Origin of the sequence: Kutzneria kofuensis (genome assembly GCF_014203355.1) — a bacterium.
Taxonomy (GTDB): Bacteria; Actinomycetota; Actinomycetes; order Mycobacteriales; family Pseudonocardiaceae; genus Kutzneria; species Kutzneria kofuensis.
The window spans coordinates 5128205-5147961 of the sequence record NZ_JACHIR010000001.1 but is presented as its reverse complement, the minus strand read 5'-3'; the positions used below and the strand labels follow the sequence as shown (position 1 = coordinate 5147961).

Below are 19757 nucleotides of genomic sequence, written 5' to 3'. Positions count from 1 at the left end.
GTGAGCTGGCTGACGTCACCGGGACATCTGCTCGTCTGCGACCTCGACGGGACGCTGCTGCGATCCGACACTTCCCTGTCCGACGCCGCCCGCGACGGGCTGAACCGCCTCGTCGCGGCCGGCGTCGCGCTGACCGTGGCCAGTGCGCGCAGCACCGCCGCGATGCGGCCGATGCTGCCCGGCGTCGACCTGCGGCTGCCGGTGATCGAGCACAACGGGGCGTACATCTCCGACCTGCGCACCGGCGAGCACCTCGTCACCAACGCGCTGGACCCGGCGACCGCCGGCAAGGCCATCGACCTGCTCGGCGACCCGATCGTCACCAGCTGGGACGGTTCCCGGGACCGGGTGCACTTCAGCGTGGACCTCAACCCCGGAGCCGGCTGGTTCATCGGCGAGAAGCTCCGGTACCGGGACCCACGGCTGACCGAGACGGCCGACCTGCGCACGGTCGCCGACCGGGAACAGGTCGTCATGCTGTGCTCGTACGTGCCGGACGACGACGCCCCGGGTGTCGCCGCGGCCGTGCAGGCCGCCGTCGGCGACGGCGCGCGGGTGTGGGCGGCGCTGAACTCGTACAGCCCGGGCTGGTCCGAGGTCGTGCTGCAGAGCCCGCTGGCCACCAAGGGCGCGGCCATCCTGGAGCTGCGGCAGCGGCTGGACCTGGACGGCGAGATCACCGTGTGCGGCGACCACGTGAACGACCTGCCGATGTTCGCCGTCGCCGACCGCCGGATCGCGCCGGCCAACGCCCAGCCGGAAGTCCGGGCGACCGCGTCGGTCGTGACGGGAACCAACGACGATGACAGCGTCGTCACATATCTGCTGGATCAGCTCGCGATCCGACGGCGCGAAGCCGGCGAATAGGGTATGACCAGGGCACGCACCGGCACCGGGAGGAACACGTGCACGACGGCAGTGGCCGCATCGTGGTGCAGGGCCTGAGCAAGCAGTTCGGCCCGATCATCGCGGTCAACAACCTCAGTTTCACCGTGGAACCGGGCTCGGTCACCGGCTTCCTCGGTCCGAACGGGGCCGGCAAGACCACCACCCTGCGCATGCTGCTGGGCCTGGTCCGGCCGACCGCCGGCACGTCCACCATCAACGGCCTGCCGTTCGACCAGCTGGGCAACCCGGGCCGGGTCGTCGGCGCCGTGCTGGAGGCGCAGGGCTTCCACCCGACCCGCTCGGCGCGCAACCACCTCCGCGTGTACGCCGCCGCGATGGGCGTGCCGGACCAGCGCGCCGATCAGGTGCTGGAACTCGTCGGGCTGTCCGAGGCCGGTCGGCGCGCCGCCGGCGGGTTCTCGCTCGGCATGAAGCAGCGGCTGGCGCTGGCCACCGCGCTGCTCGGCGACCCGCAGGTGCTGGTGCTCGACGAGCCCGCCAACGGCCTCGACCCGGAGGGCATCGCCTGGCTGCGGGCGTTCCTGCAGTCCTTCGCCCGCACCGGCCGCACCGTGCTGATCTCCAGCCACCTGCTGGCCGAGGTCGAGCAGACCGTGGACCAGGTCGTGATCATCAGCCGCGGGCAGACCGTGTACTACGGGTCGCTGGACTACCTGCGGCAGTCGCAGCAGAGCCGGGTGCTCGTGCAGGCCGCCGACCCGCAGGCGCTGGTGGTCAAGCTGCAGGAGGCCGGCGTCAACGCCATCGAGCAGACGCAGGACGGGCGGCTCGCGATCACCGGCGTGGACCGGAAGACCGTCGCCGACCTGGCCATGGCCGCCGGCATCGCGCTGTACGACATCCAGCAGGAGACCGTCGACCTTGAGCAGCTGTTCTTCCGGCTGACGCAGGGGCAGTACACCGGCCAGCAGCCCGGCTACGGTGCCCCGCCGGGCTGGGGCCCGCCGCCCGGTGGCGGCTACGGACCGCCGTCGCAGGGCTTCGCCGCCCCGCCGCAGGGCACGCCCCCGCAGGGCTACGCGCCGCCGGTCGACCCGCAGCAGTACCAGCAGCCGCAGGGCTACCCCCCGCAGGGCACGCCGCCCCAGGGCTATGCGCCGCCGCAGGGTTATGCGCCGCCCCAAGGCACGCCGCCGCAGGGGTACGCGCCGCCCGTCGATCCTCAGCAGTACCAGCAGCAGACCGGCCAGCAGTACGCCTCCTACGCGCCACCGCCCGGCCAGCAGCAGTACGGCGGCCAGCCCTATGCGCCGCCGCAGGACCAGCAGCAGGCGGCCCCGCCGCCGGAGCAGCCGCCGGGTGGCGGTTGGGGAGGTAACGCCTGATGGGCCGGCTCGTCTCCGCCGAGTTCCGCAAGATCCTCACCACCAAGATGTGGTGGGCGCTGCTGATTCCCACCGTGGCGCTGGCCGCGCTGTGGAGCATCGCCGGCAACGCCCTGATCGGCGCCGTGCTCGACCAGGTCAACAGCAACGTCATCGTCACCCAGCTGCGGCTGGACTTCAACCGGCTGCCCTGGTCCACGCTGATCTTCGCGCGGACCGTCAACATCAGCGCCATCTTCCCCATCGTGTTCGGGGCGCTGGCGCTGTCCAGCGAGATCAACCGGCGGACCATCACCACCAGCTACCTGACCGCGCCCAACCGCGGCAGCCTGCTGTCGGCCAAGCTGATCACGTACGCCGTCTGGGGACTCGGCTTCGGTGTGGTCATCTCCGGCGTGGCCAGCATCGGCATGGCCATCGCGTCGCGGCCCGAGCAGCTGCCCGACGCCGTCAGCTGGCTGGAGATCGCCGCGTCCGGGATCGTCTCGTGCATGCTGTGGACGCTGCTCGGCATGGGCGTCGGGGCCCTGTTCGGCAGCCCCATCGCGTCGATCATCTCGCTGCTGCTGTACACGCTGCTGGTGGAGAACCTGATCGGCTCGCTGCTGCCGTACAACTGGCCCGGCATCCTGATCAACGGCTCCGCCGACGGCCTCACCGGCTCGGTGGCCTCGCAGCTGGTGGTCGCCCAGGTGCCCAACATCGGCGGGCTGATGACCGGCGAGGCCCAGGAGCTGTTCTCGGACCTCATCCGGGCGGCCGCCGGCGCCCGCGGCGCCTTCGACTGGTGGATCAGCGGCCTGATCTTCGCCGCCTGGACGGCCGTGTTCGCGGTCGGCGGCTGGCTGATGAGCAAAACCCGCGACATCACCTGAGGTAGCCACCCCTTTTGGGGGCACCTGAGTGGCTCATTTTCGCTTGAGCGCCACCTGAGCCACTCAGGTAACCCAAAATATGGGCCGAGCATGATCAAGCTCGGGCACCGTAAGTTACTTCTGTGTCCGAACGAACGGGGTGGGTGCGGCGGCTGTCGGCGGCGTGCTGGCGGCATCCGGTCGTGGTGGTGTTGTCGCTCGGGGCCGCCGTCCTGGGCGTGGGCCAGCAGGCGGTGGCGCCGCTGGTGGTGCGGCTGGCGGTGGACGACGCGGTGGCGGGCACGACGAACCGCCTCGGGTGGCTGATCGGGTCGCTGGCCGGCATCGAGGTGTTGACCTTCGTCACCGCGTTCCTGCGCCGCTACCTGGGCGGACGTCTCGCCCTGGACGTGCAGCACGACATGCGTGGCCAGGTGTTCGCGGCGATGCAGCGGCTGGACGGCGGCAAGCAGGACGAGCTGCGCACCGGCCAGGTGGTGTCCCGCTCGATCAGTGACCTGAACCAGGTGCAGGGCCTGATCTCGATGGTCCCGTACGCGCTGGGCAACATCGCGTTCGTGCTGGTCGCCGTCGGGGCGATGCTGTGGCTGTCGCCGTTGCTGACGGTGATCGCCCTCATCGTGGTGCCGGCCGTCGTGTACGTCGCGCTGCGCAGCCGCAAGACAGTGTTCTCGGCAACCTGGCACGCGCAGCAGCAGGCGGCGGACGTGGCGCAGCACGTCGAGGAGACGGTCACGGGCGTCCGCGTGGTGAAGGGCTTCGGCCAGGAGACACGAGAGATCGCCGGCCTGGAGGGGCGGGCCCGGCGGCTGTTCTCGTTACGGATGCGTGCCGCCAAGCTGACCGCACCGCCGACGGCGACGCTGGGCGCGATGCCGCTGTTCGGGCAGATCGCGGTGCTGGGCCTCGGCGGCTGGTTGGCGCTGAACGGCCAGGTGACGCTGGGCACCTTCCTCGCGTTCGCCAGCTACGTGACGGGCCTGCTCGGACCGGCCCGCTTCCTCGCGGCGGCGATGGTCACCGCGCAGGTGACGAAGGCGAGCGTGAACCGGGTCAACGAACTCATCGACTCGCAGCCGGACGTGAAGGACGGCAGCGAGGACGTGCCCGACGGCCCGCTGGCCGTCGAACTGGACGACATCACGTTCGGGTACGCGCGCAGCGAGCCGGTGCTGGATCGCGTGAGCCTGCGCGTGGAGCCAGGCGAGACGCTGGCGCTGGTGGGCACCGCCGGTTCCGGCAAGTCGACCGTGTCGCTGCTGCTGCCCCGCTTCTACGACGTGCACCAGGGCGCGATCCGCGTCGGCGGCGTGGACGTGCGGCAACTGCGGCTGCATTCGCTGCGCAACGCGGTGGGGGTGGTGTTCGAGGAGGCGTTCCTGTTCTCCGACACCATCCGCGCCAACATCGCCTACGGCCGCCCGGACGCCACGGACGCGGAGGTCGAGGAGGCGGCGCGCGCGGCCGAGGCGCACGAGTTCGTCACGGCTTTGCCCGAGGGCTACGAGACGAAGGTCGGTGAACGCGGCCTCACGCTGTCCGGCGGCCAGCGGCAGCGCATCGCCCTGGCACGGGCGCTGCTGTCGGCGCCGCGCGTGCTCGTGCTGGACGACGCGACGTCGGCGGTCGACGCCGTGACCGAGGCGGCGATCCACGACACGCTCAAGGCCGTCACCGCGCAGCGCACCACGCTCCTCGTCGCGCACCGGCGTTCCACGCTCGCGCTGGCGGACCGCATCGCGGTGCTGGACGGCGGCAAGGTCGTCGACGTCGGCACCGAGGAGGAGCTGAACGAGCGCTGCACGCTGTTCCGGGAGCTGCTGGCCGGCCCAGGTGAGGCGATCGAGGACGCGACGGCGCACATCGACGTCGCGTCGGCGGAGCTGTGGCCGGCGGTCACGCCGGAGGAGCCGGACGTGCCCGACCTCGTGCCGCTCCCCGAGGCGACCGAACAGCCGAACCTGAGCCCCGATACCGGTGCCACCGCCCGCAAGTTCGGGTTGGTGTCGCTGCTACGGCCGGTGCGTTGGGCACTGCTGCTCGTCGGCGCGCTGGTCACGATCGACGCCCTCAGCTCCATGGCGCTGCCGGCGCTGGTGCGCTACGGCGTCGACGACGGCGTCACGCGCGGCACCATGGGCGCGCTGTGGGTGGCGACGGGCCTCGGTGCCGGCATCGTCGTCGTCAACTGGCTCAACACACGCGTGGAGACGGTGCTGACGGCTCGCGTGGGCGAGCGCCTTCTGTACGTGCTGCGCGTGCGGAGCTTCGCGCACCTGCAACGGCTCGGACTCGACTACTACGAGCGCGAGCTCGCCGGCCGGATCATGACCCGGATGACCACGGACGTCGACGCGCTGTCCACGTTCCTCCAGACCGGCCTGGTCACGGCGGCGGTGAGCGCGCTGACCATCGTGGGCATCGCGGTGGCGTTGCTGGTCACGGACATCGGGCTGGCCCTGGTCGCGATGGCGGCGATCCCGATCCTGGCGGTGGCGACGTACTTCTTCCGCAAGGCGTCGTCCGAGGCGTACGCCCAGGCGCGCGAGCGGGTCAGCGTCGTGAACGCCGACCTCCAGGAGAACGTGTCGGGGCTGCGCGTCACGCAGGCGTTCACGCGCGAGCAGTACTCGGCACGGGAGTTCGGGGAGCGCAGCCTCGCGTATCGGACGTCACGGCTGCGGGCACAGCGCTACATCGCCACGTACTTCCCGTTCGTGGCGCTGCTTTCCGGCGTGGCGCAGGCGGCCGTGCTCGCGGTCGGCGCGTACCGCGTGGCGAGCGGCGACCTGAGCGCCGGCGCGCTGCTGGCGTTCCAGCTGTACCTGGGGCTGTTCTTCGCGCCGGTGCAGCAGCTGTCCGGCGTGTTCGACGGCTACCAGCAGGCGATGGTCGGCTTGAAGCGCATCGGTGAGCTGCTGAACACACGGTCCTCGATCGTGCCGCCGTCGACGCCCGTGCCGGTGCCGTCGACGCTGCGCGGCGAGATCGAGCTGCGTGACGTGACGTTCCGCTACGAGGGTGCGGCGACGCCGGCACTCGATCGCGTGAGCCTGCATGTCCGCGCCGGCGAGACCGTCGCACTCGTCGGCCGCACCGGCGCGGGCAAGTCGACGCTGGTGAAGCTCGTCGCGCGGTTCTACGACGTGACCGACGGCGCCGTGCTCGTGGACGGCGTCGACGTACGCCAGTACGACCTGGACGGCTACCGCGGCCGGCTCGGCGTCGTGCCGCAGGAGGCGCACCTGTTCGTCGGCGACGTCGCCGACAACGTCCGCTACGGCCGCCCGACGGCTTCACGCGATGAGGTGACGGCCGCCGTGCGGGCGGTCGGGGCGCTGCGGCAGGTCGCCGGGCTGCAGCACGCGATGCACCAGCAGGTTGGCGAACGCGGGCAGGCGCTGTCCGCCGGCCAGCGCCAGCTGGTGGCGTTGGCCCGTGCGGAACTGGTCGACCCGGCCGTGCTGCTCCTCGACGAAGCCACCGCCGCGCTGGATCCGGCGACCGAGGCCACGGTGCTCGCCGCCAGCGAGCGCCTCGCCGGCCGCCGGACCACGTTCGTCGTCGCGCACCGGCTCGCGACCGCCGCCCGTGCGGACCGCATCGTGGTGCTGGAGCAGGGCCGGATCGTCGAGCAGGGCACGCACGCGGAGTTGCTGGAGGCCGGCGGCCGGTACGCGGAGATGTGGCGAACCGGAGCCCATATCGACGACGCCGCCTGACCCGCCGACACAGGAGAGTGCGAGGCGCCGGCCCCGAAGGGGCCGAGCCCGCCGCGGCACGCGGCGCAGGTAACTGCACGTGCGGGCGCGTGAGGCAACACCAAACGTGGTTCCGGCCACAATCGTTTCCCGTGCAAGTGCAGGACTGAAACGATCCAGTTCCCTAAGCCCTGCTCAACAGAGCCGGTCAGAAGCCCAAGTCGGTGGGATGATCTGGATTGATCATGTGATCCACCTGACGTTGTGCCGGCTCGGCTGTGTGTGAAGCGACCTGCGCGGAGGACTAGCCTTGCTGGCGGAGTGAGTCAGTACAAATAGCGAGATAGATAGAGGCGAGCGCCAGCCGTGTCCAGCTCCAGCTCTGCGTCGCAGTTCGGCCCGAACGAGTGGCTGGTCGAGGAGATGTACGACCAGTTCCTCGCCGACCCGTCATCCGTCGACCCGGCGTGGCATGACTTCTTCGCCGACTACAAGGCGACGCAGCGCACGGCCGCCGGCACCACCGCCGTCAACGGCAGCACCGCCGCCACCGCGACGGCGACCACCACCACCGCGCCCCCGCCGGCCAACGGCCGCGCCGCGACGCCGCCGGCCGCCTCCGCACCGGCCGCCACCCCGACGCCGGCTCAGACCACGCTGCCGAGCACCAAGCCGACGCCGGCCGCCGCGGCCACCGCCGCGCCCGTGAAGCCGGCCGCCGGCTCCGACGTGAAGCCCCTGCGCGGCGCCGCCGCGGCGATCGCCCGCAACATGGACGCCTCGCTGACCGTGCCGACCGCGACCAGCGTCCGCGCGGTCCCGGCCAAGCTGCTGGCGGACAACCGCATCGTCATCAACAACCACCTGAAGCGGACCCGCGGCGGCAAGGTCTCCTTCACCCACATCATCGGGTACGCGCTGGTCCGGGCGCTCGAGTCGTACCCGAACATGAACAACTCCTACGGCGTGGTCGACGGCAAGCCCTCGATCATCACGCCGGAGCACGTGAACCTGGGCCTGGCCATCGACCTGCCCGGCAAGAACGGCCAGCGCTCGCTGGTGGTCGCGGCCATCAAGAACTGCGAGTCGATGACGTTCACGCAGTTCTGGCAGGCCTACGAGGACCTGATCCGCAAGGCCCGCAGCGGCGGCCTGACCGCGGACGACTTCGCCGGCAGCACCATCCAGCTGACCAACCCGGGCACCATCGGCACCAACCACTCGGTGCCGCGGCTGACCGCCGGCCAGGGCGCGATCGTCGGCGTCGGCGCGATGGAGTACCCGGCGCACTTCCAGGGCACCAGCGAGAAGGCCCTGGTCGAGATGGGCGTCAGCAAGATCATGACGCTGACCTCGACCTACGACCACCGCATCATCCAGGGCGCCGAGTCCGGCGAGTTCCTGCGCCGCATCCACCAGCTGCTGCTCGGCGAGGACGGCTTCTACGACGACATCTTCACCTCGCTGCGGCTGCCGTACGAGCCGATCCGCTGGGTGGAGGACCTGCCCGAGGGCTCGGTCGACAAGACCGCCCGGGTGATCGAGCTGATCGACGCGTTCCGCTCGCGCGGCCACCTGATGGCCGACACCGACCCGCTGAACTACCGGCAGCGCCGGCACGAGGACCTCGACGTCCTCTCGCACGGCCTGACCCTGTGGGACCTGGACCGCGAGTTCGCCGTGGGCGGCTTCGCCGGCCAGGAGAAGATGAAGCTGCGCGACATCCTGGGCGTGCTGCGCAACTCCTACTGCCGCACCGTCGGCGTCGAGTACACGCACATCCTGGAGCCCGCCGAGCGGCGCTGGCTGCAGGAGCGGGTCGAGGTCGTGCACGACAAGCCGCCGGCCACCGTGCAGAAGTACATCCTGTCCAAGCTGAACGCGGCCGAGGCGTTCGAGACCTTCCTGCAGACCAAGTACGTCGGTCAGCGGCGGTTCTCCCTCGAGGGCGGCGAGACGCTGATCCCGCTGTTGGACGCCGTGCTGGACAAGGCCGCCGAGCACGAGCTGGACGAGGTCGTCATCGGCATGCCGCACCGCGGCCGCCTCAACGTGCTGGCCAACATCGTGGGCAAGCCGATCTCGCAGATCTTCCGCGAGTTCGAGGGCAACCTCGACCCGGGCCAGGCCCACGGCTCCGGCGACGTGAAGTACCACCTCGGCGCCGAGGGCAAGTACTTCCGGATGTTCGGCGACGGCGAGACCAAGGTGTCGCTGGCCTCCAACCCGTCCCACCTGGAGGCCGTGGACCCGGTGCTGGAGGGTGTCGTCCGGGCCAAGCAGGACCTGCTGGACAAGGGCGGCGAGGGCTACACCGTGCTGCCCGTGGCGATGCACGGCGACGCCGCGTTCGCCGGCCAGGGCGTGGTCGCCGAGACGCTGAACCTGGCGCTGCTGCGCGGCTACCGCACCGGCGGCACCGTGCACGTCGTGGTGAACAACCAGGTCGGCTTCACCACCAACCCGGAGCACTCGCGGTCGTCCAAGTACTGCACCGACGTGGCGAAGATGATCGGCGCGCCGGTCTTCCACGTCAACGGCGACGACCCGGAGGCCTGCTACTGGGTGGCCAAGCTGGCCGTCGACTACCGGCAGGCGTTCCACAAGGACGTCGTCATCGACATGATCTGCTACCGCCGCCGCGGTCACAACGAGGGTGATGACCCGTCGATGACCCAGCCGGCGATGTACGACATCATCGACACCAAGCGCTCGGTGCGGAAGACCTACACCGAGTCGCTGATCGGCCGCGGCGACATCTCCGTGGACGAGGCCGAGAAGGCGCTGCGCGACTACGCCAGCCAGCTGGAGCACGTCTTCAACGAGGTGCGTGAGCTGGAGAAGCACCCGATCAAGCCGACCAACTCGGTCGAGTCCGAGCAGCAGGTGCCGGCCAAGGTGCCGACCGCCATCTCCGCCGACGTGGTGGCTCGCATCGGCCAGGCGCAGATCGAGCTGCCCGAGGGCTTCAACGCCCACCCGCGGGTCAAGCCGGTGCTGGAGCGCCGGGCCCAGATGGCGCACGAGGGCGGCATCGACTGGGGCTTCGGCGAGCTGCTCGCCTTCGGCTCACTGGTGATGGAGGGCAAGACCGTCCGGCTGTCCGGCCAGGACTCCCAGCGCGGCACCTTCGGCCAGCGGCACTCCGTCGTGATCGACCGCAAGACCAGCGCCGAGTACACGCCGCTGCAGAACCTGGCCGAGAACCAGGGCAAGTTCATGGTGTACGACTCGGCGCTGTCCGAGTTCGCCGCGCTCGGCTTCGAGTACGGCTACTCCGTGGCCAACCCCGACGCGCTCGTGCTGTGGGAGGCGCAGTTCGGCGACTTCGTCAACGGCGCCCAGTCGATCATCGACGAGTTCATCTCCTCCGGCGAGGCCAAGTGGGGCCAGCGCGGCAATGTCGTGCTGCTGCTGCCGCACGGCCTGGAGGGGCAGGGCCCCGACCACAGCTCCGGCCGTATCGAGCGGTTCCTGCAGCTGTGCGCCGAGGGGTCGATGACCGTCGCCGTGCCGTCCACCCCGGCCAACTACTTCCACCTGCTGCGCCGGCACGCGCTCGACGGTGTGAAGCGGCCGATGGTGGTCTTCACGCCGAAGTCCATGCTGCGCCTCAAGGCCGCCGCCAGCTCCGTCGAGGACTTCACCACCGGGCGGTTCATGTCCGTCATCGACGACCCGACGCAGCCGAACCCGGAGCAGGTCGACCGGCTGCTGCTGTGCACCGGCAAGATCTACTACGAGCTCGCCGCCGAGAAGGAGAAGCTGGGCGCGCACAACGTCGCCATCGCCCGCATCGAGCAGCTCTACCCGCTGCCCGAGCGCAAGCTGGCCGCCGTGCTCGACCGGTACTCCAACGTGAAGGACATCCGCTGGGTGCAGGAGGAGCCGGCCAACCAGGGCGCCTGGCCGCACCTGGGCCTGGTGATCCCCGAGGCGCTGCCCCAGGTGCAGGGCAAGCTCACCCGCGTGTCCCGCCGCCCCATGGCCGCGCCCGCCTCCGGCTTCAGCAAGGTCCACGAGGTCGAGCAGCGCGCCGTGGTCACCAAGGCGTTCGCGTAAGGCTGTAGTTTGCGATGGCCGGGCCCCTCGGGGTCCGGCCATCGTTGTTCTGAGGAGCTGCTGTGTACTTCACCGACCGTGGCATCGAGGAGCTGGAGGACCGGCGCGGCGAGGAGGAGGTCACCCTCGCCTGGGTCGCCGACCGCCTGCGCGCCTTCGTCGACCTCAACCCCGAGTTCGAGACCGCCGTCGAACGCCTGGCCACCTTCCTGGCCCGCGACGACTCCGACGACATCGACGACTGACGACCCCGGCGAGTCCCGCCCAGCGTCACACCGAATGTCGGTTTCGGGCACACCGGCGACGCCACATGCGCTTCCTACTCGCGCACTGATGCCACATGAGAAGCACATGTGGGTTGCCGTCGCGGCAAGCACACCGGGTAGATCTCAAGCGGGTCAGCGGGTACCACTGAGGGGTGAACTCACTCCGCGTTCTGGTCACCAACGACGACGGCATCGACTCCCCCGGGCTGGCGGCACTGGCGCGCTGTGCGGTGGAGCTGGGCCACGAGACGATCATCGCGGCGCCTCGGGTGGAGGCGAGCGGGACGGGCGCCGGGCTGACGGCGTCCGCGGGCAACCGAAGCGCGGCGGTCGAGCGCCGAACGCTGAAGGAGCTGCCGGAAGTGCCGGCGTACGCGGTCGAGGCGCACCCGGGCCTGATCGCCCTGATCGGCTGCCGAGGAGCCTTCGGCGGCCGCCCGGACCTGGTGCTGTCGGGCGTGAACCTGGGCCCGAACATCGGCCGGGCGGTCATCCACTCGGGCACGGTGGGGGCAGCGCTGACGGCGCACATCAACGGCGTGACGGCGCTGGCGGTGTCGCTGGGCGTCGGCCTGGACCCGACGGAGGTGCCGCTGTGGGACGTGGTCGACCCGTACGTGAAGGACGTGCTGGGCTTCATCGAACCGGGCACGGTCCTCAACCTGAACGTGCCGAACCGGCCGGACCCGGGCCCGCTGCAGTGGGCGACGCTCACGGCGTACGGGCGGGTGCAGAGCCGGGTCACCCACCAGGACGACGAGATGATCGAGCTGACCACGGTCGAGCTGGACGACGAGGTGGAGCCGGGTTCGGACGCGGCGCTGCTGGACGCCGGCTACGCCACTGTCACCGAACTCCAGTCGGTCACCGCTGTCGAACGCCCGCGCGCCACACCGCCCAGGTGAGCGGCACCCCGGGCCGGTAGGCGAGATGCGTGGTGGACGGAGCGTTGAGCACGTGCACGTCCGCCCGCGAACCGGGTCGTAGCACGCCGATATCGTCCCGACGAAGGGCCTGCGCGCCGCCGAGCGTGGCGGCGCGCACGGCCTCCTCGACGGTCATCCGCATCTGCAGCACGGCGGTGGTCACGCAGAACGCCATCGAGGACGTGTACGACGAGCCGGGATTGCAGTTGGACGCCAGCGCGACGGTGACGCCGGCGTCGAGCAGTGCTCGCACCTCGGGCAACGGCTGCCGGGTGGACAGGTCGCAGGCGGGCAGCAGCGTGGCGACGGTGTCGGAGTCGGCCAGCGCGGCGACGTCGGCGGGCGTCAGGTAGGTGCAGTGGTCGACGCTCGCGGCGCCCATCTCCACGGCCAGCCGCACGCCGGGCCCGGGGCCGAGCTGGTTGCCGTGCACCCGCAGCCCGAGGCCCTTCTTGCCGGCGGCGGTCAGCACCGTGCGCGACTGGTCCTCGTCGAACGCGCCGGTCTCGCAGAACACGTCGGCCCAGGTCACGTGTGGGGCGACGGCGTCGAGCATCGGTCCGCACACGAGGTCCACGTACTCGTCGGCCTTCGCTCCCGGCGGCACGAGGTGCGCGCCGAGAAACGTGACCTCGTCGGCGTACTGGCCGGCCAGCACGGCCGAGCGGAGTTCGTCGGCGACGGTCAGGCCGTAGCCGGTCTTGGTCTCGATGTACGTGGTGCCTTGGCAAACGGCCTCGTCGACGTGCCGGCGAAGGCCGGCGGCGAGCTGCTTGTCGCTGGCGGCACGGGTCGCGTCGACGGTGACGGCGATGCCGCCGGCGGCGTAGGGCTGGCCGGACATCCGGGCCCCGAACTCGGCGGTCCGGTCGCCGGCGAAGACCAGGTGGGTGTGGCTGTCGACCCAGCCCGGCAGCACGGCGCGGCCCTCGACGTCGACGCGCTCGTCGGCATCCGGGGCATCGGCGGCGGCTCCGACCCAGGCCACCCGGTCGCCGTCCACCACCAGGGCGGCGTCGGTCAGCTTGCCCAGCTCGCCGTCGTTCGTGGTCAGCTCGGCGATGCCGGTGATCAGGACTGCCACAGTTCCCCCATCACGTCCGCGAGAAGAGGTCCTACCTCCCCTAGCGTCGCATGGCGGCCCTGGGTGGCCACAACCCGCCCTCCGACTACTACCGTGTCCACATCGGACGAATTCGCGGCAAGCAGAACCTGTTCGGGACGGCTACCCGCCGTTCGTACTGAATCCAGACCGATCGCGACCAGGTCCGCCGGCGCGCCGGCGGCGATGCGGCCGGCGTCGGGCCAGCCGAGGCAGGCGTGACCGGCGGCGGTTGCGGCGGCAAGCAGCTCCTCGGGACTGAACCGGCCGCGCCGGCCGGTGCGCAGCCGCTCGCCGTGTTCGAGCGCCCGCGTCTCCACCAGTGGGTCGATCACGACATGTTGGTCACTGCCAAGGGAAAGCGGGCTACCGGCGTCGACGAGCTCCCGCGCCGGCCCGATGCCGTCGGCGAGGTCCGCCTCCGTAGTCGGGCAGAAGCACGCAGTGGTGGTGCTGTCGCCGAGCAGCTTGCGGTCGGCCTCGGTGAGGTGCGTGGCGTGCACGGCGGTCGTCCGGGGCGACAGCACGCCGGCCTCGGCCAGCAGCGCGGTCGGCGTCATTCCGTACGCGGCAAGGCAAGCCTCGTTCTCCGCCGGCTGCTCGGAGAGGTGGACGTGCAGCGGCCCGTCGACCGCGGCGACGTCCGCCAGCTGCTCACGGGGAACGCCGCGCACGGAGTGGATGGCCGCGCCGACCCGCATCACATTGTCCGACTTCAGCCCGGAAACGCGTGCTGCCCAACGGGTTGCGTCACCGTCGCTGAACCGGAGCTGGGTGCCGGTAAGTTCGGTGCCGATTCCCCCTGCCACGTAACAGGTGTCGAGCAACGTGATGCGGATTCCGGCCGTGGCGGCGGCTTCCCGCAGCACGTGGCCCATCTCGTTGGGGTCGGCGTACGGGGTGCCGCCGGGACCGTGGTGCAGGTAGTGGAATTCACCGACGCACGCGATACCGGCGACGGCCATCTCGGCGTAGACGGCGGTCGCCAGTTTCAGGTAGCTCTCCGGCGTGAGCCGCTCGGCGAGCTGGTACATCGCCTGCCGCCAGGTCCAGAACGTGCCGCCGTCGGCGTGCGTACGGCCACGCAGGGCCCGGTGGAACGCGTGCGAGTGCGCGTTGGCGAACCCCGGCAGCACGATTCCGTTCAGGCGCTGGGCACCGGGCGGCGGAGAGTCCGAAGTGGACACTGACGCGATCCGACCGTCGTCGCCGACGTGCACGAGCACGCCGGCGACCACACCGTCGGGCAGCCAGGCCCGTTCACACCAGTAGATCACGACGCCAGATGCTCCAGCGTCGTCGCCAGCGCGGCAACCCCGGCCTCGCAGTCGTCCGGCTCCGCGTACTCCTCCGGCGCGTGGCTGACGCCGGTCGGGTTGCGCACGAACAACATCGCGGTCGGCACCCGGCTGGCCAGGATGCCGGCGTCATGCCCGGCGCCGGTCGGCAGCGCCGGCACACCACCGAGCACAGTGGACAGATCGTCACGGAGAACCTGGTCGAACACAACGGTGTCGCCGTACGACTCCTGCGTGACCCGGACCCCGCAGCCCTCCTCGGCGGCCGCCTGCCGGGCCATCGCCTGAATCTCGGCGACGACCGACTTCGTGGCGGCATCGTCTGCCGCACGGGCGTCCAGCCAGACGTTCACCTCGGACGCGATCACGTTGGTACCACCGGGAACCGGCACCACCCGGCCCACGGTCGCCCGCGCACCGCCGACGGCCGCCTTGCGGGCGGCCAACACCAGCGAAGCGGCCGGCACCATCGGGTCGCGGCGATCCTCCATCAGCGTTGCCCCGGCATGGTTTCCCTCACCGGTGAAGGTGAACCGCCACCGGCCGTGCGCCAGGATCGATGACGCCACGCCGACCGGGACGGTCAGCCCACGGCCCTGTTCCACGTGCAGCTCGACGAAGCATCCGATGCGCGCCAACGCTTCCTCGTCCGGCCCGAGGGTCGACGGATCCGCGCCGGAACGCTTGATCGCGTCCGCCAGCGACACCCCGTCCGGGTCGAGCAGCGACCGCGCCTTGTCGGCGTCGATCGCGCCCGTCATCAGCCGAGAGCCGAGGCAGGGCACACCGAACCGACCGCCCTCCTCCTCGACGAAGACCACCACGGCCAGCGGCCTGCGCGGCGTGAAGCCCTTGGCCCGCAGCACATCCACCGCCGCCAGCGAGGACACGACGCCGAGCGGCCCGTCGAACGCGCCGCCGCCGGGCACGGAGTCCAGGTGGCTGCCGGTGATCACGGCGTCCGGACCGGGATTTCCCCACCACGCCCAGATGTTGCCGTTGCGGTCGGTCTCCACGGCCAGGCCGCGCTTCGACGCCTCGGCCGTGAACCACTCGCGCAGCTCCAGCTCGACCCGGTCGAACCCGTGGCGGGAGTACCCGCCACGGGTGCGGTCCGCGCCGACGTCGGCGATCGCCGCCAGCAGGCCGGTGGCCGTAGCCGTCATCAGTTGGCCTTCATCGGGATCTTGACGCCCTTCTCCTGCGCGACCTCATCGGCCAGCGCGTAGCCGGCGTCGACGTGCCGCAGCACACCCATGCCCGGGTCGTTGGTCAGCACCCGCTCGATCTTCTGCCCGGCCAGCGCGGTGCCGTCGGCCACGGTGACCTGGCCGGCGTGGATGGACCGGCCGATGCCGACGCCGCCGCCGTGGTGGATGGACACCCACGTGGCGCCGGAAGCGGTGTTGACCAGGGCGTTCAGCAACGGCCAGTCGGCGATCGCGTCCGAGCCGTCGGCCATGCCCTCGGTCTCCCGGTACGGGGACGCGACCGAGCCGCAGTCGAGGTGGTCGCGGCCGATGACCACCGGCGCGGACAGCTCACCGCTGGCCACCATCTCGTTGAAACGCAGGCCGGCCAGGTGCCGCTCGCCGTAGCCGAGCCAGCAGATGCGGGCCGGAAGTCCTTGGAACGCAACGCGTTCCCCGGCCATCCGGATCCACCGCTTGAGCGGCTCGTTGTCCGGGAACAGCTCCAGGATCGCGCGGTCGGTGGCCGCGATGTCGGCCGGGTCGCCGGACAGCGCCGCCCAGCGGAACGGGCCCTTTCCCTCGCAGAACAGCGGCCGGATGTAGGCCGGCACGAAGCCGGGGAACTCGAAGGCCCGCTCGTAGCCGCCGAGCTTGGCCTCGCCGCGCAGCGAGTTGCCGTAGTCGAAGACCTCGGCGCCGCCGTCCTGGAAGCCGACCATGGCCTGCACGTGCTGCGCCATCGAGGCCCGTGCCCGGTCGGTGAACTCCTCGGGCTTGCGCGCCGCGTAGTCGTGCCAGTCGCCGAGATCGACGCCGATCGGCAGGTACGACAGCGGGTCATGGGCCGAGGTCTGGTCGGTTACGATGTCGACCTCGACGCCGCGGCGCAGCAGCTCCGGCAGGACCTCGGCGGCGTTGCCGACGAGACCGACCGACAGTGCCTTGCGGTCGCGCTTGGCCGCCTCGACGCGGCGAATCGCGTCGTCCAGATTGTCGGCGACCTCGTCGAGATAGCGGTGCTCCACCCGGCGCTGCGCGCGCTCCGGGTCGACGTCGATGCACAGCGCCACACCGTCGTTCATGGTGACGGCCAGCGGCTGCGCGCCGCCCATGCCACCGAGGCCGGCGGTGACGGTCAGCGTGCCGGCGAGGGTGCCGCCGAAGCGCTTGTTGGCCACCGCGGCGAACGTCTCGTAGGTGCCCTGCAGGATGCCCTGGGTGCCGATGTAGATCCACGAGCCGGCGGTCATCTGGCCGTACATGGTGAGGCCGGCGGCCTCCAGGCGGCGGAACTCGGGCCAGTTGGCCCAGTCCGGCACCAGGTTGGAGTTGGCGATCAGCACCCGCGGCGCCCACTCGTGGGTGCGCAGCACGCCGACCGGCCGGCCGGACTGCACCAGCAGCGTCTCGTCCTCGCCGAGTGTGGTCAGCTCGCGGGAGATCGCGTGGAAGCTCGGCCAGTCGCGGGCGGCACGGCCCGTGCCGCCGTAGACCACCAGATCCTCGGGGCGCTCGGCGACCTCCGGGTCCAGGTTGTTGTGCAGCATCCGCAACGGCGCCTCGGTGGACCAGCTGCGCGCGGTCAGCTTCGTGCCACGGGCGGCCCGAATGGGCTCGGACATCAGGAGTTCTCCTCGACGATGCGGGCGATCAGTCCACTTCGGACGAGCGCTTCGGTGGCCGCGATCTCCGGGGCCAGGTGGCGGTCGGGTCCGGGGCCCTGAACGTGCTCCCGGAGCAGGGCGACGACGGCCGCGGTGGCGGGCGCCGGCTTGAGCGGGGCGCGCAGGTCCAGCGCGCGGGCCGCGGTGAGCAGCTCGATGGACAGCACGGTGGTCAGGCCGTCGACGGCCTTGCGCAGCTTGCGGGCCGCGGACCAGCCCATCGAGACGTGGTCCTCCTGCATGGCGCTGGACGGGATGGAGTCGACCGAGGCCGGCACAGCCAGGCGCTTCAGCTCCGACACCACCGCGGCCTGCGTGTAGTGCGCGATCATGTGGCCGGAGTCGACGCCCGGGTCGTCCGCCAGGAACGGCGGCAGGCCGTGCGAGCGGGCCACGTCCAGCATCCGGTCGGTGCGGCGCTCGGCCATGCTGGCCACGTCCGCGACCGGAATCGCCAGGAAGTCCAGCACGTACGCGACGGGCGCGCCGTGGAAGTTGCCGTTGGACTCCACGCGACCGTCGGCCAGCACGGCCGGGTTGTCGATGGCGGAGTCCAGTTCGCGGTCGGCGACCAGCTCGGCGTGCGCCAGGGTGTCGCGGGCGGCGCCGTGCACCTGCGGCGAGCAGCGCAGCGAGTACGCGTCCTGCACGCGGGTGCAGTCCGGGCCGCGATGGCTCGCCATGATCTCCGAGCCGGCCAAGATCTTCGTCATGCGGGCGGCCGACCGCGCCTGGCCGGGATGCGGGCGCAGGGCCTGCAGGTCGGGCGCGAAGACGCGGTCGGTGCCCAGCAGGGCCTCCACGCTCATCGCCGCGGTCAGGTCGGCGATGTCCAGCAGCCGGGCCAGGTCGGTGATCGCCAGCACCAGCATGCCGAGCATGCCGTCGGTGCCGTTGATCATGGCGAGGCCCTCCTTCTCGGCCAGCGCCACCGGCTCGATGCCGGCCTCCGCCAACGCCTCGGCGGCCGGCCGCAGCACGCCCTGGGCGTCCCGGACCTGGCCCTCGCCGATCAGCGCCAGCGCGACCGAGGACAGCGGAGCCAGGTCGCCGGAGCAGCCGAGGCTCCCGTACTCGTGGACGACGGGCGTGATGCCGGCGTTGAGCATGCGGACCATCGCGTCCACAGTGGACGGGCGGACGCCGGTGTGGCCGGTGGCCAGGGTGCGCAGCCGCAGCAGGGCCAGCGCACGAACAACCTCCCGCTCGACCTCCGGGCCCGCACCCGCCGCGTGCGAACGGATCAGCGAGCGCTGCAGCTGCGCACGCCGGTCCGGCGGGATGTGCCGGACGGCCAGCGCCCCGAAGCCGGTCGACACGCCGTAGGTGGGCGTCGTCGCGTTGGCCAGCTCCTCGATGTGCGCCCGGGCCGTGCTGACGGCCTCGACCGCGGCCGGTTCCAGCTCGACCGCCACGCCGTCGCGGGCGACCGCGACGACCTCGTCACGCCGCAGCGGCTTCGCGCCGAGCTGCACTGCCTCCGGGTGTGCCATGGGTCCCATCACAGCTGGTGGCGGCCGCTTGCACGAGTCCGGGACGGGTGAGAGTGTCTGGGATACCAGACATGCCGAGGTGTACCCGTGGGTAGCAGCAGTGACGTGCCGGCCCTGCGCCGCGGCCTGGCCGTGCTGCGCCTGCTGTCCGGCCGGCCGGGCCCGATGTCGGCCGCCATGATCGCCCGCGAGTTGGATCTGCCCAGGTCGACGACGTACCACCTGCTCGGCGAGCTGGCCGACGCCGGTTTCGTCACGCACCTGCCCGAGGAGCGCCGCTACGGGCTCGGGGTCGCCGCCTTCGAGCTGGGATCGGCGTACCTGCGGCACGACCCCCTGGAGCGCCTCGCGCGGCCGCTGCTGCGGCGGCTCGTCGACCGGGTCGGCGCCACCGCGCACCTAGGCGTCCTGCACGGCGCGGAGGCGCTCTACCTGCTGCGGGAGCAGCCCCGGCAGCCCAACACCCTCGTCTCCGACGTCGGCGTGCGGCTACCGGCTCATCTGCCGGCTTCCGGGCGCGCGATGCTGGCTCATTTGCTGCCGGCGCAGGTCCGGGCCCTCTTCCCCGGCGTGGGCAGCTTCGTCGACCGCACCGGCCGGGGCCCTCGGGACCTGCCGTCCCTGCGCCGGCTCCTGTCGTTCGAACGGCAGCGCGGCTGGTTCGTCGAGGACGGGTTCGTGACCGCCGACTTCGCCTCGGTCGCCGCTCCCGTCTTCGACCACGGCGGCCGGCCCATCGCCGCCATCAGCACCACGTTCCGGCACGTCTGCCCCGACGCGAACCCATGCGGCCAGGACTGGCCCGAGATCGCGGCGGAGGTCCGCCGCTCCGCCGACGAGCTGACCCTGAGAATCGGCGGCCACAAGTAAAACGGCGAGTCACGCTCTCAGGCAGCGCGAATGTAGGTCTCGGGCATGTGCCCGAGACCTACATTCGGTGTGC

General features: G+C 71.4%; 13 protein-coding genes. 8 read left to right on the top strand and 5 right to left on the bottom strand.

The features are described 5' to 3' along the window. The 7 genes from BJ998_RS24050 to surE all read left to right on the top strand — a co-directional run bounded on the left by BJ998_RS24050 (position 1) and on the right by surE (position 12043). On the top strand, positions 1–867 hold the full coding sequence (locus BJ998_RS24050; RefSeq protein ID WP_184865053.1) for an HAD family hydrolase: 867 nt from the start codon (positions 1–3) through the stop codon (positions 865–867). A gap of 38 nt (positions 868–905) precedes the next feature. Next, a complete protein-coding gene (locus BJ998_RS24045) occupies positions 906–2234 on the top strand; it encodes an ATP-binding cassette domain-containing protein (RefSeq protein ID WP_184865052.1) in 1329 nt (442 codons plus the stop codon). Further along, complete coding sequence (locus BJ998_RS24040; RefSeq protein ID WP_184865051.1) at positions 2234–3109, top strand: hypothetical protein; 876 nt, start codon at positions 2234–2236, stop codon at positions 3107–3109. Before BJ998_RS24045 ends, BJ998_RS24040 begins: the two co-directional genes overlap by 1 nt. 122 nt (positions 3110–3231) lie before the next feature. After that, positions 3232–6831 (top strand): ABC transporter ATP-binding protein, encoded by a 3600-nt coding sequence (locus tag BJ998_RS24035; RefSeq protein ID WP_184865049.1) that lies wholly within the window; start codon positions 3232–3234, stop codon positions 6829–6831. Between the two features lie 345 nt (positions 6832–7176). After that, positions 7177–10872 (top strand): multifunctional oxoglutarate decarboxylase/oxoglutarate dehydrogenase thiamine pyrophosphate-binding subunit/dihydrolipoyllysine-residue succinyltransferase subunit, encoded by a 3696-nt coding sequence (locus tag BJ998_RS24030; RefSeq protein ID WP_184865047.1) that lies wholly within the window; start codon positions 7177–7179, stop codon positions 10870–10872. 62 nt (positions 10873–10934) lie between these two features. Further along, positions 10935–11117 (top strand): DUF6104 family protein, encoded by a 183-nt coding sequence (locus tag BJ998_RS24025; RefSeq protein ID WP_184865045.1) that lies wholly within the window; start codon positions 10935–10937, stop codon positions 11115–11117. A 173-nt stretch (positions 11118–11290) separates the two neighbouring features. Next, positions 11291–12043, top strand: a complete 753-nt coding sequence (gene surE, locus BJ998_RS24020; protein WP_184865043.1) for a 5'/3'-nucleotidase SurE — start codon at positions 11291–11293, stop codon at positions 12041–12043. On the opposite strand, the gene hutI is transcribed toward surE, so the two are convergent. Genes hutI through hutH form a run of 5 tightly spaced genes read right to left on the bottom strand, consistent with a single transcriptional unit; the run spans position 12003 to position 18814 of the window. Next, positions 12003–13148: an imidazolonepropionase gene (hutI, locus tag BJ998_RS24015; RefSeq protein ID WP_184865041.1), complete on the bottom strand. Its 1146-nt coding sequence runs from the start codon at positions 13146–13148 to the stop codon at positions 12003–12005. The two genes, surE and hutI, sit on opposite strands and share 41 nt — an antisense overlap. Continuing rightward, positions 13136–14443 (bottom strand): formimidoylglutamate deiminase, encoded by a 1308-nt coding sequence (locus BJ998_RS24010; RefSeq protein ID WP_312890306.1) that lies wholly within the window; start codon positions 14441–14443, stop codon positions 13136–13138. Before BJ998_RS24010 ends, hutI begins: the two co-directional genes overlap by 13 nt. Beyond that, a complete protein-coding gene (locus BJ998_RS24005) occupies positions 14440–15630 on the bottom strand; it encodes an allantoate amidohydrolase (RefSeq protein WP_184865039.1) in 1191 nt (396 codons plus the stop codon). The genes BJ998_RS24010 and BJ998_RS24005 overlap by 4 nt, the downstream gene beginning before the upstream one ends. Then, positions 15630–17279, bottom strand: a complete 1650-nt coding sequence (gene hutU / locus BJ998_RS24000) for a urocanate hydratase (protein WP_184865037.1) — start codon at positions 17277–17279, stop codon at positions 15630–15632. The genes BJ998_RS24005 and hutU overlap by 1 nt, the downstream gene beginning before the upstream one ends. Beyond that, entirely contained in the window at positions 17279–18814 is a 1536-nt protein-coding gene (gene hutH, locus BJ998_RS23995) for a histidine ammonia-lyase (protein ID WP_184865035.1), read from the bottom strand. The genes hutU and hutH overlap by 1 nt, the downstream gene beginning before the upstream one ends. Positions 18815–18901: 87 nt before the next feature. On the opposite strand from hutH, the gene BJ998_RS23990 reads away from it, so the two are divergent. Continuing rightward, positions 18902–19684: an IclR family transcriptional regulator gene (locus tag BJ998_RS23990; protein ID WP_184865033.1), complete on the top strand. Its 783-nt coding sequence runs from the start codon at positions 18902–18904 to the stop codon at positions 19682–19684. The last annotated feature ends 73 nt before the right edge of the window (positions 19685–19757 follow it).

Excerpts from the sequence above, each read along its gene's own strand:
- BJ998_RS24040 (WP_184865051.1), top strand. The coding sequence starts at position 2,234 with ATGGGCCGGCTCGTCTCCGCCGAGTTCCGCAAGATCCTCACCACCAAG.
- BJ998_RS24005 (WP_184865039.1), bottom strand. The coding sequence starts at position 15,630 with ATGACGGCTACGGCCACCGGCCTGCTGGCGGCGATCGCCGACGTCGGC.
- hutU (WP_184865037.1), bottom strand. The coding sequence starts at position 17,279 with ATGTCCGAGCCCATTCGGGCCGCCCGTGGCACGAAGCTGACCGCGCGC.
- hutH (WP_184865035.1), bottom strand. The coding sequence starts at position 18,814 with ATGGCACACCCGGAGGCAGTGCAGCTCGGCGCGAAGCCGCTGCGGCGT.